We start from the raw sequence: 14,366 nt of genomic DNA on the forward strand, positions 1-14,366 counted from the left end.
TCTTTAGCGGCATCACGCTGCGTCTGTGGCTTGCCTTTTGCAGTAGGTCGGACTCCCCCCCACTCCCACCCCTCGCCCCTCCCTCGCCCCGCTGGGCGATGGAGGGGGACTTCATTTGGTCTTGTGTGCTGCAAGCGCGTGCATGAATGGCGGTCTCGTGAATGAATCATGCATCCCCGACCCCGTACCCGCTTTCGCCCCCCTTCTGGCTGCGCCGAGGAGCGCAGGGTCAGCCGAATCAGGGCGAGCGATTGTCTGAGCGAAGCGAGTTCGAGCTCGACCCCGACTGAACCGAGCACCGCAGATTGCCCGTAGCGCAGCGAAGGGTCGCAAACAGCAGGGTCGCCTTTTCTTTTGCTTACTTTCCTTTTGGCGAAGCAAAAGAAAAGTGAGTCGCCCGCCGGGGCGAGACCCGGCTTGCAGGAAGACCCACTGAATCACAAGCTTGCACAGGCTTCGCCCTTCGCCCTTCGACAAGCTCAGTACAGGCCAAGCTCAGCCCGAACGGAAAAGGTACACCAATCCGCTACAAATTCAATAGCTGCCCGCGCCCGCCACATAAGGGCCAAGAGCCCAAAAAACTTGGAGAATTACTCCCCCAGATAAGCCGCCCGCACCCGCGGATCGTTCAGCAAATCCTTGGCGTTCCCGTTCATGGTGACAATGCCCGACTCCATCACATAGCCCCGGTCGGCAATGCCCAACGCACGGCTGGCGTTCTGCTCGACCAGCAAAACCGTGACACCACGCGCCGACACGTCTTTCACGACCTCGAAAATTTTGTCGACCATGATGGGGCTGAGCCCCATGGACGGCTCGTCCAGCAACAGGACCCGGGGCCGGCTCATCAGCGCCCGCGCCATGGCCAGCATCTGCTGCTCGCCGCCGCTCATGGTGCCGGCGAGCTGGTCCTTGCGTTCGCGCAGACGCGGGAAGATCGTAAACATCTTTTCGATGTCGGCGGCGATCTCCGGTTTGTCATTGCGGATGTAAGCGCCCATCTGCAGGTTTTCCAGAATCGTCATGCGCGTGAACACGCCGCGGCCTTCCGGCACCATGGCCAGGCCGTCCCTGACCAGGTCCCAGGCGCCTTTGCCCTTGATGCTGTGGCCCAGGTATTCGATGTCGCCGTCGGCCATGGGCAAGGAACCGGTGATGGCTTTCATGGTGGTGGTTTTGCCGGCGCCGTTGGAGCCAATCAAGGTGACGAGTTCGCCCTCGTGCACTTCAAAATCAACACCTTTGACCGCCTTGATGCCGCCGTAGGCCACTTTGAGCCCTGTCACTTTAAGCAATGTGTTTGCCATGCTGCTTTATTCCTTCAATGACCGGTGCCGAGATAGGCACTGATCACGGCTTCGTTTTTCTGGACCTCGGCCGGTGCACCTTCGGCAATCTGCTTGCCGTAGTCGAGCACGGTGACGCGGTCACACAAACCCATCACCAATCTGACGTCGTGTTCGATCAGCAAAATCGTGCGGTTGTCCTTGCGAATCCGGTCTATCAACTCGCGCAGCTGCACTTTTTCGGTGGCGTTCATGCCGGCCGCCGGTTCGTCGAGGGCGATCAGTTGCGGGTCGGTAGCCAGAGCACGGGCGATTTCCAGGCGGCGCTGGTCACCGTAACTCAGGGTGCGCGCCTTGAAGTCGGCGTATTTGCCTATGCCCACGTAATCCAGCAGTTCCTGGGAACGTTTGGCAATCGCCGCTTCTTCGGCCTTGAAGCTGGGCGTGCGCAAGACCGCACCTATCAGGCCGGACTTGGTACGGATATGCCGGCCCACCATGACGTTTTCCAGCGCGGTCATGTCGGCAAACAAACGGATGTTCTGGAAGGTGCGGGCAATACCGGCCTTGGCCACCTCATGCACCGCGGTTGGTTTGTAAGGCTTGCCGGCCAGCTCGAAGCTGCCGCTGTCGGGCGTGTACAGCCCGGTCAACACATTGAAAAAAGTGGTTTTGCCGGCGCCGTTGGGGCCGATCAAGCCGTAGACCTGGCCGCGTTCGATGTGGATGCCGACATCGCTGAGGGCTTGCAGGCCGCCAAAACGTTTGGAGACCCCGGAGACTTTGAGAATGGTGTCGCTCATGGCCATGCCTTATTTGACGTTGACATTGGCCAGCGACTTGCCGTGGTCCGGTGCCGGCCACAGGCCGCGCGGCCGCGACAGCATGATCAGAATCATGGCCAGCGCGATCAGCAACTGGCGCAGGATGGCGGCGTCCAGGCGCCCGCCCGTCATGGCCTGCAGCGGCCCGGCCACGTGACGCAACACCTCGGGCAGCGCGGACAGCAGCAAGGCGCCCAGAATGACGCCGGGCAAATGGCCTATGCCGCCCAGCACCACCATGGCCACAATCATCACCGACTCCATCAGGCTGAAGGACTCGGGCGACACAAAACCCTGGAAGGCCGCAAACATGGCGCCGGACACGCCACCGAAGGTGGCGCCCATGCCGAAAGCCAGCAGCTTGAGGTTGCGGGTGTTGATACCCATGGCCTTGGCAGCGATTTCGTCTTCGCGTATCGCCATCCAGGCGCGGCCCGTGCGTGAATTTTCAAGCCGGTGGCAGATCACCACCGACGCAATCACCAGCGCCAGAAACAGGTAGTAATACATCGAGACCGAGGTCACCTCGATGCCGAAAAAGCTGTGGGACTTGCCAAGGTCGAAGCCGAAAAACTTGATTGAGTCGATCTGGCTGATGCCTTTGGGGCCATTGGTCAGGTTGATCGGGCGGTCCAGGTTGTTCAGGAACACACGGATGATTTCACCAAAACCCAGGGTGACAATCGCCAGGTAGTCACCGCGCAGCTTCAAGGTGGGTGCGCCCAGGAGGATGCCGAAAAAACCCGCCACCCCGGCCGCCAGCGGAATGATCGCCCAGATCGGCAAATGCAGGCCGTTCGGAAAAGCCGCCGCCACGGCCGGAAAAGCATCGGCCAGGTGCGGCGAGCCGAGCAGCGCGTACATATACGCGCCCACGGCAAAAAAGGCCACGTAACCCAAATCCAGCAGGCCGGCATAACCGACCACGATGTTCAGGCCCAAGGCCAGCAAGACATAAAGCAAGGCCATGTCGACGATACGCACCCAGGCGTTGCCGCCCTGCTGCAGCAAGACCGGCAAGACCAGCAGGGCCAGCGCCACCACCAGGAAGGAAAGGAGTCTGTGTTTTTTCATCATCATGGGACTCCTAGGCGCGGTCGGCCACACGTTCACCCAGCAAGCCCGAGGGCCGCAAGGTGAGCACAAAAATCAGCACGATAAAAGCAAAGATGTCGGAGTACTGGCTGCCCAGCACGCCGCCGGTCCAGGTGCCAAGGTAACCCCCGCCTATGGCCTCGATCAGCCCCAGCAACACGCCGCCCAGCACCGCGCCGCCCAGGTTGCCGATGCCGCCAAACACCGCGGCCGTGAAGGCCTTGAGGCCGGGTAAAAAACCCATGGTGTGTTGCACCGTGCCGTAGTTGGAGGCGTACATCACGCCGGCCAGCGCCGCCAGCACCGCGCCTATGATGAAGGTCGCTGAAATGACGGTGTCGGGCTTGACGCCCATCAGGGCCGCCACGCGGGGGTTTTCCGCCGTGGCGCGCATGGCCCGGCCCAGTCGGGTGTAGTTGACCAGGTACATCAGGATGGACAGCGACACCACGGTCGCGCCCAGGATAAAAATCTGCGTGACGGTGATGACGGCGCCACCAATCTGCAACGGCTCGGCCGGCAGCAAAGTCGGGTAAGGTTTGTAGTTGGGCTTCCAGATGATCATGGCCAGGGTCTGCAGCAAGATGGACATGCCGATGGCGGTGATCAGCGGTGCCAGCTTGGGTGAGTTGCGCAGCGGCCGGTAGGCTATTTTTTCAATCGCGAAGTTGAGCGCGCCGCAAACGACAAAAGCAATCAGCAGCGAGATCAGCAGGATCACCCAGCCCGGTGTGCCGGGCATGGCCTGCTGCATCCAGACGATGATGGTCCAGCTGGTCAGCGCCCCCACCATCAACACTTCGCCGTGCGCGAAGTTGATCAGGTTGATGATGCCGTAGACCATGGTGTAACCCAGGGCGACCAGGGCATACATGCTGCCGAGGACCAGTCCATTGATGATCTGCTGAAGCAAAACTTCCATGACGCACTCTCCCGTTGAGTTCAGTTTGCCAACTCTGCCTTGCACCAGGCCTGGCTGCGTCCAATGGGGTTACCACGGGATCGCCCGAGTTAACAAAAAGCCCGCCTATCAAAACCAGCAAACTGGCTGGGCTTGGGTGGCGAGCTAATTCGCAAATTGTAGCGAGGGGGCTCTAGCGAGAATCGGGCCAGGAGCCTCGTTTTTGCGGGGTTTACCCTTGCGGAAATTTATTTTTACAACTCACAACCAGAGTACGCGAGCCTGATTTGGCTTAGCTTTTCTGCGCGTTTTTCAGCTTCAGCTCGTTCAACTTGTCGGCGATCCGGATTTCGAGTCCGCGGTTCACCGGTCGGTAAAAACCGGGCGCGGCCATGCCGTCGGGAAAATAGGTTTCGCCGGCGGCAAAACCGTCTTCCTCGTCGTGGGCATAACGGTAGTTTTTACCGTAGTCCAGTTCTTTCATGAGTTGGGTCGGTGCGTTGCGCAGGTGCAGCGGCACCGGCCGTGTGCCGTCTTTTTTCACGAAGGCTTTGGCTTCGTTAAAGGCCTTGTAGACCGCGTTGGACTTGGGGGCCACGGCCAGGTAGACCACACATTCGGCCAGCGCCAACTCACCTTCGGGCGACCCCAGGCGTTCATACACTTCGGCGGCATCCAGCGCCAGACGCAAGGCGCGCGGGTCGGCCAGGCCGATGTCTTCGCTGGCCATGCGTATGAGGCGCCGCGCCATGTATTTGGGTTCGGCCCCGCCGTCCAGCATACGTATCAGCCAGTACAAGGCGGCGTCGGGGTCGGAGCCACGCACCGATTTGTGCAGCGCCGAGATGGTGTCGTAAAACTGCTCGCCACCCTTGTCATAACGGCGCAGCTGCTGGCCCAGCACCTTGAGCAGCCAGGCCTCGGTGACTTCCAGGCCATCGCTCTTTTTTTCGCGCTGGGCCGCAACACCCAGGGACTCCAGCGTGTTGAGCAGACGCCGCGCATCGCCGTCGGCATAAGCCACGAGTTTGTCGATCGCCTCATTCGCTATGCTTTTAATAGCTATCAGCACCCGTTCAGAAAGGACTTTGGCTATTATTTTCTTAAGATCTTCTTCCGCCAGCGGTTGCAGCACATACACCGCCGCGCGCGACAACAAGGCGGAATTGACTTCAAACGACGGGTTCTCGGTGGTCGCGCCTATGAAGGTGAACAAGCCACTTTCCACATGCGGCAAAAAAGCATCCTGCTGGGACTTGTTGAAGCGGTGCACCTCGTCGACAAACACAATCGTGCGTTTGCCGCTTTGCGCCTGCCAGATGCTGGCCTGCTCGACCGCCTCGCGGATGTCCTTGACGCCGCCCAGCACCGCCGAGATGGTGATGAAATGCGCGTCAAAACTACTGGCCATCAGGCGCGCCAGCGTGGTCTTGCCGACGCCGGGCGGGCCCCACAAAATGCAGCTGTGCGGCTGGCCCGATTCAAAGGCGATACGCAGCGGCATGTCTTCGCCCAACAAATGCTGCTGGCCTATCACCTCGCCCAGAGTCTGCGGACGAAACCGTTCGGCCAACGGAGCGCCCGCCCGGGCCTCCTTGCCCTGGCCAAACGGTGCCTCGGCGTGGGAAGCCATTACTGGCGAATCACGTCGGCACCGGCCGGCGGCTTGAACTGAAAGCTGGCGGCGCCCAAGGCGGGGTTGACCTCAAAGTTGCTGAAGGTCATGACCGAACGCTGGCCGAAACTGTCGAGGATTTCCAGCACGGCGAGTTCGCTGCCCTTGCTGCTTTCGCGAAAACCCACGGTGATGCTTTGCACCTGGCCGTCTTTGGTTTTCGGCGTGGCCAACACCCATTCGAGGCCATCCTTGCCGGGCTGCGGCGCCAGGGTGAAATCGGCCTGCAAGGCCTTGATATCCGCGGCGGCAGCAATCACGGCGGCTGGCGTGCCGCTCAACACCTGCGTGAGTTTGCGCGCGGTGACCTGGTTCAAGTCTACGTCATACAACCACAAAGTCTGGCCGTCCGACACGATGCTTTGCTCAAACGGTTTTTTGTAGACAAACTTGAAACGGTTAGGCCGCAAAAACTCAAAACTGCCACTGGAGGTTTTGGTTTTGGCGGCTTGCCCGTCGCGCGGCGGGCTGGTCACGACCTGGGTGAAACCGGCGCGTCCGCTTTTCGTGTTCTTGACAAAAGCTTCCAGGCTTTCCAGGCCACTGGCCGTGTCCACCTGGGCGCTGGCAGCTATCGAAAAAACAACCAAACAGGTCCCCAGCGTCGCCCGCAGGGCGCCGGCCAAAGAGCGTGGGGGACTGACGCGGAACGAAGGAAAAATAGTGATCATGGTTTTTCAGGGTTGGCTTCGCAAAGCGGCTAAGCGGTACACAGGACTGTCGGACTCCCGCGCCGGGGATTGGTTGCCTGAATTCGGTATCGCGCCGGTAAAGCGGTCAGGCGGGAAAGGCCGGTCGCTCATCCTTCGGCGCGTGCGGGCACCAGGATTTCTCGCTGGCCGCTGCCCGACATGGCGCTGACCATGCCGGATTTTTCCATCTCTTCGAGCATGCGGGCGGCGCGGTTGTAACCAATTTTCAGATGCCGCTGCACCAGCGAAATCGAAGCCTTGCGATTTTTCAGCACAATTTCCACGGCCTGGTCGTACATCGGGTCCTTGTCGCCCTCGCCGCTGCCGCCACCGTCGCCCAGTGAATCACCTTCGCCGTCCACCGTGCCGCCTTCCAGCACGCCGTCGATGTAGTTGGGTGCGCCCTGCTGCTTGAGATAAGCCACCACGCGGTGCACCTCGTCGTCGCTGACAAAAGCGCCGTGTACACGAATCGGAAAACCGGTGCCGCTGGGCATGTACAACATGTCGCCCATGCCCAGCAGCGCTTCGGCGCCCATCTGGTCCAGGATGGTGCGGCTGTCGATTTTGCTGCTGACCTGGAAGGACAAACGCGTCGGGATGTTGGCCTTGATCAGGCCGGTGATCACGTCCACGCTGGGGCGCTGCGTGGCCAGCACCAGGTGGATGCCGGCGGCGCGGGCTTTTTGCGCCAGGCGTGCGATCAACTCTTCAATCTTCTTGCCGACAACCATCATCAGGTCGGCCAGCTCGTCGATCACCACCACGATGTAAGGCAGACGCTCCAGCGGTTCGGGCTGCTCGGGCGTGAGGCTGAAGGGGTTGTAGATAAACTCGCCGCGCGCCTTGGCTTCGTCGATCTTGACGTTGTAGCCGGCCAGGTTGCGCACCCCCATCTTGCTCATGAGTTTGTAGCGTTTTTCCATCTCGGCCACACACCAGTTGAGGCCGTGTGCGGCCTGCCGCATGTCGGTGACCACGGGCGCCAGCAGGTGCGGAATGCCTTCGTAAACACTCATCTCCAGCATCTTCGGGTCGATCAGCAGCAAGCGTACGTCGCGTGCATCGGCCTTGTAGAGCAGGCTCAAAATCATGGCGTTGATACCGACCGACTTGCCCGAACCGGTGGTGCCGGCGACCAGGCAATGCGGCATCTTCGCCAGGTCGGCCACCACCGGCGCGCCGCTGATGTCCTTGCCCAGGCCAATGGTCAGCATGGACTTGGCTTCGTTGTAGACCTGCGAGCCCAAAATTTCACTGAGCTTGATGGACTGGCGTTTGGCGTTGGGCAACTCCAGTGCCATGTAGTTTTTGCCGGGGATGGTTTCGATCACACGAATCGACACCAGGCTCAGCGCACGCGCCAGGTCTTTGGCCAAGTTGACAATTTGCGCACCCTTGACGCCGGTGGCCGGCTCGATTTCGTAACGCGTGATAACCGGACCTGGCGCGGCCGCAACCACCCGCACTTCCACGCCGAAATCCCTGAGTTTTTTCTCGATCAGGCGCGAGGTCATCTCCAGCGTCTCGGGGGCCACGGTCTCCTGCCGTATCAACGCGCCATCCAGCAGGGACACTTGCGGCAACTTGGAGTCCGGCATTTCGCTGAACAGCGGTTTTTGCCGCTCCTTGGCCACCCGCTCGCTTTTGGGAATCTCGGCCAGCGTCGGTTCGATCTGCACCGGCACCGGGTGATGTTCTTCAATCTCTATGCGTTCTTCCTGCAGGGTGGCTTCGCGCTGGCGCGCCGCAACCCGGCCCACCGCCACGTCTTCGGCAATCTCGCGTTTTTCCCGGCGCGACTCGACCAACTCGTCCAGCCAGGCGCCTATGCGCTGCGCAACATGTGCCCACGAAAAAGCAAACACCACCGACACCGCAATCACACCGACTGCAATCCAGACCAGGCCGGAGCCGGTGAAGCCCAGCCATTTCATACTCGCAGGCCCGGCCAGGTAACCCAGCACGCCGCCGGCATCGCCGGGCAGCTTGGATTCAAAACGATACAAACGCGACCACTCCAGCGCCGTGCTGGCCAGTAGCAACAGCGCCAGGCTGGACCAGAATTTACTGCGGCTGAGCGCGGTGCGAACCACCTGTTGGCTGCGCAAGCCACGCGCCAGCGAAGCCAGCCAGGCACGCACCGCCACCGCTACCGCCCACCACACGGAAAACCCAAACAGGTAATAACTCGCATCGGCCAGCCACGCACCCAAGCGCCCGCCCCAGTTGTGGATGGCGGCTTCGCTGCCGCCCGTGGTGGACCAGGCCGCATCCTGCGGCGCATAACTGATCAAGGCCACCAGCCAGAAGACCAGCGCGAGCAGGCCGAGGATCAGGCTGACTTCACGCGCAAAGCGTTTCACGCCGCCCGCCGGGGCCGGAGCGGCAGAGTTTCTGGAGTTCAAGGTGTCGAGTGAATAAGTCATAAAACCAGCGCTGAGCTTACCTCAGTTGAACAGGTGTTCATGACGGGAAAGGCCGCGAAAAAAGTGCGTCTCAGCCCAGGGTGTTGAGCCTGTCCTTGACCCACATCGAGCCGTCTAATCGTGTCTCGATGTAACCGCGCTCTTCCAGGTCTTTCATCACACGGCTGACCATCTCGCGCGAGGCGCCCACCATTTTGGCCAGGTCCTGGCGCGAGACCTTTTCGCGGATGACGGTGTTGCCATCGCCATCCAGCACCGCCGACTCCAGCAAGGCCCGGGCGACCCGGCCATACACGTCCATCAAGGCCAGTGATTCGATCTTGCGGTCCGCCTGGCGCAAGCGTTGCACCAGGCCTCGCATGACCGCATAAGCCATGGAACCGTTTTCCGGCAGGCAGCGGGCAAACTCCTGCCGCCCCACCATCAGCACGTCGGTCTGGATCTCGGTACGCACCGTGGCGGAATGCGGCTCACTGTCGATCAGGCTCATCTCGCCGACGTAGTCGCCGGGTTTCATCGTGGCCAGAATCACTTCCCGGCCCCGGGCATCGGTGGTCACAACGCGGGCGCGCCCGGTCAGGATGATGGCCAGGGCATTGGACTGCTTGCCCTGTTCGACAATCGCCTCGCCGCGTTTGTAGCGGCGTTTGGTCACGGCCGCAGCCACTGATTCAGCCTGCGTGGCGGTCAATATCGAGAACAAAGGCACCCGGCGAATCAGTTCCAGGTTAGACACCATCGTAGACATAACAAACTTCTCCAGATCGCGCCGCCGAATGGATTTCACGCGGGTTCTTACAATACATGTGTTGTACCAGCCAATTTCCCGGGCCTCAGGGTTTGAAACCCTGAGACCAACCCCAACTGCTTGTAACTCTAACTGAGTTCCCAAGCTTTCCCCATCAGGTTTTCAACATGACTCACTCTAAAGTACTCATTTTGGGTTCAGGCCCCGCAGGTTACACAGCGGCCGTCTATGCGGCCCGCGCCAACCTCAACCCGGTGCTGATCACAGGCATCGCTCAGGGTGGCCAACTCATGACCACCACCGACGTGGACAATTGGCCTGCCGATGCACAAGGTGTCCAGGGGCCTGACCTCATGCAACGTTTTCTCGAACATGCGGAACGTTTCAAGACAGAAATCATTTTCGACCACATCAACAAGGTCGATTTCAGCAAACGTCCTTTCACCTTGACTGGCGACAGCGGCACCTACACCTGCGACTCGCTGATCATCGCAACCGGCGCTTCCGCGAAGTACCTGGGCCTGGAATCCGAAACTGCCTTCATGGGTCGGGGCGTGTCGGGCTGCGCCACCTGTGACGGATTTTTCTACCGCGAGCAGGAAGTCTGTGTGGTCGGCGGTGGCAACACCGCTGTGGAAGAAGCCCTCTACCTGTCCAACATCGCCAGCAAGGTCTACCTGGTGCACAGGCGCGACAAGTTCAAGGCTGAAGCCATCCTCATCGACAAGCTCCACGAAAAAGTGGCGGCCGGCAAGATCGAACTGAAACTCCACCAGACCCTGGATGAGGTGCTGGGCGACAGCGCGGGCGTCAACGGCGTACGCCTCAAAAGCACTCACAGCGGCGCGACCGAAGACCTCAAGCTGCAAGGCTGTTTTATCGCCATTGGCCACCAGCCCAACACCGACATTTTTGCCGGCCAACTGGAAATGAAAGACGGCTACATCATCACCAAAACCGGCTTGCAGGGTTTTGCCACCATGACCAGCGTGCCCGGCGTGTTTGCCGCTGGTGATGTGCAGGACCATGTGTACCGCCAGGCCATCACCAGTGCAGGCACCGGCTGCATGGCGGCACTCGACGCGCAACGCTTCCTGGAGCAGAGCAGAGCAACTGACCCCGAATTGAGCGGCCGTTTGGCCGGCTCGATACACGCGGCTTGATGGCAATTTGTTTTCAGGCTATAATCAAGGGCTTAGCTGAGCGACCTTCTGGTTTCAGCATCCTTTTTCTTTTTTATACGGAGAGTGCTCATGGCACGCGTCTGTCAGGTAACGGGCAAAGGCCCGATGGTGGGAAACAATGTTTCTCACGCGAACAACAAAACCAAACGCCGGTTTTTGCCTAATCTGCAATACCGCCGTTTCTGGGTCGAAACTGAAAACCGTTGGGTGCGCCTGCGCACGTCCAGCGCTGGTTTGCGCCTCGTTGACAAGCTCGGTATCGATGCGGTCCTGGTGGACCTTCGTGCCCGCGGTGAAATCTAAGGAGAATCATCATGGCTAAAGGCGCACGCGAAAAAATCAAGCTGGAATCGACTGCCGGCACGGGTCATTTCTACACGACCACCAAAAACAAGAAAACCACGCCTGACAAGATGCTGATCATGAAATTTGATCCTAAAGCACGTAAGCATGTGGAATACAAAGAGATCAAGCTGAAGTAATTCAGCCTGATTCAGCGATGCTTGTCGTCGCTTTTGAAAAACCCGCCGGTCTCCAGTGGGTTTTTTTATGCCTGATCGAAACTGGCATGAGCCGAAAAGAGGAGGTCCGCCTTCGGCGTCGCCCCCTCTCCTCTCCTCTCCTCTCCTCTCCTCCCCTGCTTGGCTTGGCTTGGCTTGGCTTGGCAACAAGCATTCAGCCATCCAGGCAACTGCAACAGACCCGGTGCCCCATGTCGCCAAACTTCGGCGCAACTAACCCAGCCAGCGTGAGGCCATTCAAAAGCATGCGCCCATGAAAAAAGCTGCAGCAGCGGGTGACGCTGGTGCAGCCTGAATCCAGGAGCAACCCGCCAAAGCGGGCTCGATGAAAACTTAGGCGCGTGCGGCGCGCAGCTTCACGGAAAAGTCACGCAAGGCGGCAATGCCGCTTTCTTCGGCGCGGCGGCACCAGGCCTGCAGGTCGCCAGCCAGTTGCTCACGGGAGGCCGAAGTGGACAACCACATCTGGCGCAACTCTTCACGCATGGTGACCATTTTGTCCAGCACCGGATGTTCGGCCCGGGCTTGCGCAATCTGGGGCTTGGCGGCCGCAGGCACCTTGTCGTCGTCGCGGTGCAACCAGCGGTTGGCAGCCTGCAACACCGAGATGTCGGCCTTGCGGGCTTTCAGCACTTCGATTTCAGCCTGGCCGGCGCGGCGCAATTCACGTGCAAACCCGGCCATCACTTCGTAGCGGTGGGCAATCAGGGCTTCCAGTGTTTTTTCGTCGGCCACGGGCTGGATGGAGCCCAGCTGCAGCTTGGGCGGCACCTTCTTGACAGTCGCCAGGCCCACTTTTTCCATGGCGCGGATATAAACCCAGCCAATGTCGAACTCGTAAGGCTTGACCGAGAACTTGGCCGACGTGGGATAGGTGTGGTGGTTGTTGTGCAACTCTTCGCCACCAATCATGATGCCCCAAGGCGAAATGTTGGTGCTGGCATCCGGTGCCTCGAAATTGCGGTAGCCCCAGTAGTGACCAATGCCATTGATGATGCCGGCGGCCGTCACAGGAATCCAGACCATTTGCACAGCCCAGACTGCCAGACCAGCCACGCCGAACAAAGCCAGGTTGATGATCATCATCAAGCCCACGCCCTGCCAGCTGTAACGCGTGTAGACATTGCGCTCGACCCAGTCGTTCGGTGTGCCGTGGCCATACTTGACCATGGTTTCCTTGTTCTTGCTTTCTGCGCGGTAGAGCTCGGCACCTTCCCAGAACACCTTCTTGATGCCATAGGCTTGCGGGCTGTGTGGATCTTCAGAAGTTTCGCATTTGGCGTGGTGCTTGCGGTGGATGGACACCCACTCCTTGGTGACCTGGCCCGTGCCCAGCCACAACCAGAAGCGGAAAAAGTGCGCCGGAATGGCGTGCAAATCCATGGCGCGGTGCGCCTGGTGGCGGTGCAGGTAAATCGTCACGCTGGCGATGGTGATGTGGGTCGTCACCAAGGTGTAAAGCACGATTTGCCACCAGCTAGCGTTTACCAGTCCATTAGCCAGCCAGTCGAGGGCGGCGTCAAACACGATCATGTAAAAAATCCTTTAAGCAACAATCCATAACAACGCCCCGCACTCATGCGGCCAAGCCTGTGCCAGATCAACACTCTATTGTAGGCGCCGCCCCCAGAATCACCAAACAGTAACCCTGGAAAACCCGGTTTTTAAGCAAAAGCGCTCAAAATGGCCGATAGATGTCAAAAAATTTGTCATCTACCGACTTTCATCATCAAATTACTTGAGCCTTTTGCCAAACGGCAGCAAAAAATCCGTCTGTTCCATGCAGGTAGGGCCAGAGGCGCAGATAGGGGCCGCTACAGAGTTTGGCGGCGCCTTCCACCCCCATATGGGTCAAAATCCCGCTGGCTTCAAGAGGTGTGAAATCTTTATTGGCCTCGCCAAAAGCCTGGGCAATCAACTCGTTTTCGTCCTGCAGCACGCTGCAGGTGGCATACACCAGCCGCCCGCCGGGTTTGAGCAGCCGCGCCGCACTTTGCAAAATGGCCGCTTGTTTGGCCGTGAGTTCTTCAATCGCCTTCGGGCTTTGCCGCCATTTCAGGTCGGGGTTGCGCCTCAGGGTGCCCAGGCCGGAGCATGGTGCATCGATCAGCACGCGGTCAATCTTGCCGGCCAGGCGTTTGATGCGGTCGTCACGTTCATGGGCAATCGCCACCGGGTGCACGTTGGACAGGCCGCTGCGCGCCAGACGCGGCTTCAGGGCATCCAGGCGGTGGCCGGAGGTGTCAAAGGCGTACAGGCGCCCGGTGTTGCGCATGCTCGCGCCCAGCGCCAGGGTCTTGCCGCCGGCGCCGGCGCAAAAATCCACCACCATTTCGCCGCGTTTGGCATCCACCAGCAAGGCCAGCAGTTGCGAACCTTCGTCCTGCACCTCGATGGCACCCCGCGTGAAGGCGTCCAGCTTGTTGAGCGCCGGTTTGGTGCTCAGCCGCAAGCCCCAGGGGGAATACGGCGTTGCTACGGTTTTAATAGCTGCTTTCGCAAGCTCTTTCTGGACTTCAGCCCGTTTATCTTTCAGCGTGTTGACACGCAGATCAAGGCCGGCAGGGGCATTGAGGCTTTCGACCAGCGGCCAGAAGTCATCCCCCAACTGGGCCTTGAGCGGCTCAACCAGCCACTGCGGCAGGTTGTGGCGATGCAACTCCATCAGATCATCCGGTTTGACCTGGTCGCAACGGGCCAGCCAGTCTTTTTCAGGCTCGGTCAAGGCGCCCAGCAAAAAGTCGCGTTCGGCCGCAAAGCCCAGAATAGCCAGGCGCCGCTCCGGTGGGCCGCTGCCGTGCTGGGCCAGGTAGGCGTAGAGATTCTTTTTACGCAGCACGCCGTAAATCGTTTCCGCCACGGTGGCACGCTCGCGCGGGCCGAGGCGCTGCTCGCGAAAATGGCGTGACACCACCATGTCGGCGGGGTGATCAAATTTAAGAACCTGCTTGAGAAGCTCGGAACAACTGTCGAGTAAGGCGTTAGGATGCATAAGCCCTATTGTCCCACCG

At 59.9% G+C, this 14,366-nt stretch carries 13 protein-coding genes; 3 read left to right on the plus strand and 10 right to left on the minus strand.

Going from position 1 to position 14,366, the window contains the following annotated elements:
• Nucleotides 1-590: 590 nt before the first annotated feature.
• The 8 genes from R6254_RS06675 to R6254_RS06710 form a co-directional block, all read right to left on the minus strand.
• On the minus strand, nt 591-1,307 hold the full coding sequence (locus R6254_RS06675; protein ID WP_318405405.1) for an ABC transporter ATP-binding protein: 717 nt from the start codon (nt 1,305-1,307) through the stop codon (nt 591-593).
• A 14-nt stretch (nt 1,308-1,321) separates the two neighbouring features.
• Nucleotides 1,322-2,089, minus strand: a complete 768-nt coding sequence (locus R6254_RS06680) for an ABC transporter ATP-binding protein (protein ID WP_318405406.1) — start codon at nt 2,087-2,089, stop codon at nt 1,322-1,324.
• A 9-nt stretch (nt 2,090-2,098) separates the two neighbouring features.
• A complete protein-coding gene (locus tag R6254_RS06685; protein ID WP_412103134.1) occupies nt 2,099-3,184 on the minus strand; it encodes an ABC transporter permease subunit in 1,086 nt (361 codons plus the stop codon).
• Nucleotides 3,185-3,197: 13 nt separating this feature from the next.
• Complete coding sequence (locus R6254_RS06690) at nt 3,198-4,127, minus strand: branched-chain amino acid ABC transporter permease (RefSeq protein ID WP_318405409.1); 930 nt, start codon at nt 4,125-4,127, stop codon at nt 3,198-3,200.
• A gap of 271 nt (nt 4,128-4,398) precedes the next feature.
• On the minus strand, nt 4,399-5,739 hold the full coding sequence (locus R6254_RS06695; protein ID WP_318405410.1) for a replication-associated recombination protein A: 1,341 nt from the start codon (nt 5,737-5,739) through the stop codon (nt 4,399-4,401).
• Nucleotides 5,739-6,452, minus strand: coding sequence for an outer membrane lipoprotein periplasmic chaperone LolA (lolA, locus tag R6254_RS06700; protein WP_318405412.1), 714 nt, complete (start codon nt 6,450-6,452; stop codon nt 5,739-5,741). The genes R6254_RS06695 and lolA overlap by 1 nt, the downstream gene beginning before the upstream one ends.
• Before the next feature lie 128 nt (nt 6,453-6,580).
• Entirely contained in the window at nt 6,581-8,902 is a 2,322-nt protein-coding gene (locus R6254_RS06705; RefSeq protein WP_318405413.1) for a DNA translocase FtsK, read from the minus strand.
• Nucleotides 8,903-8,972: 70 nt separating this feature from the next.
• Nucleotides 8,973-9,650, minus strand: a complete 678-nt coding sequence (locus tag R6254_RS06710) for a Crp/Fnr family transcriptional regulator (RefSeq protein ID WP_318405415.1) — start codon at nt 9,648-9,650, stop codon at nt 8,973-8,975.
• Nucleotides 9,651-9,817: 167 nt separating this feature from the next.
• On the opposite strand from R6254_RS06710, the gene trxB reads away from it, so the two are divergent.
• The 3 genes from trxB to rpmG all read left to right on the plus strand — a co-directional run bounded on the left by trxB (nt 9,818) and on the right by rpmG (nt 11,316).
• Nucleotides 9,818-10,813 (plus strand): thioredoxin-disulfide reductase, encoded by a 996-nt coding sequence (gene trxB / locus R6254_RS06715; protein WP_318405416.1) that lies wholly within the window; start codon nt 9,818-9,820, stop codon nt 10,811-10,813.
• 90 nt (nt 10,814-10,903) lie between these two features.
• Complete coding sequence (gene rpmB / locus R6254_RS06720; RefSeq protein WP_096666509.1) at nt 10,904-11,137, plus strand: 50S ribosomal protein L28; 234 nt, start codon at nt 10,904-10,906, stop codon at nt 11,135-11,137.
• 11 nt (nt 11,138-11,148) lie between these two features.
• Nucleotides 11,149-11,316 carry a 50S ribosomal protein L33 gene (gene rpmG, locus R6254_RS06725; protein ID WP_007863188.1) on the plus strand — a complete coding sequence of 56 codons (168 nt, stop codon included), beginning with the start codon at nt 11,149-11,151 and terminating at the stop codon, nt 11,314-11,316.
• A 372-nt stretch (nt 11,317-11,688) separates the two neighbouring features.
• Here the strand turns inward: rpmG and R6254_RS06730 are convergent, their stop codons facing one another.
• Both R6254_RS06730 and R6254_RS06735 read right to left on the minus strand, forming a co-directional pair.
• Entirely contained in the window at nt 11,689-12,888 is a 1,200-nt protein-coding gene (locus R6254_RS06730; protein WP_318405429.1) for a DesA family fatty acid desaturase, read from the minus strand.
• 196 nt (nt 12,889-13,084) lie between these two features.
• Nucleotides 13,085-14,347: an RsmB/NOP family class I SAM-dependent RNA methyltransferase gene (locus R6254_RS06735; RefSeq protein WP_318405430.1), complete on the minus strand. Its 1,263-nt coding sequence runs from the start codon at nt 14,345-14,347 to the stop codon at nt 13,085-13,087.
• Between the last annotated feature and the right edge of the window lie 19 nt (nt 14,348-14,366).

The organism is Polaromonas potterensis (assembly GCF_033446725.1).
Lineage (GTDB): Bacteria > Pseudomonadota > Gammaproteobacteria > Burkholderiales > Burkholderiaceae_C > Polaromonas.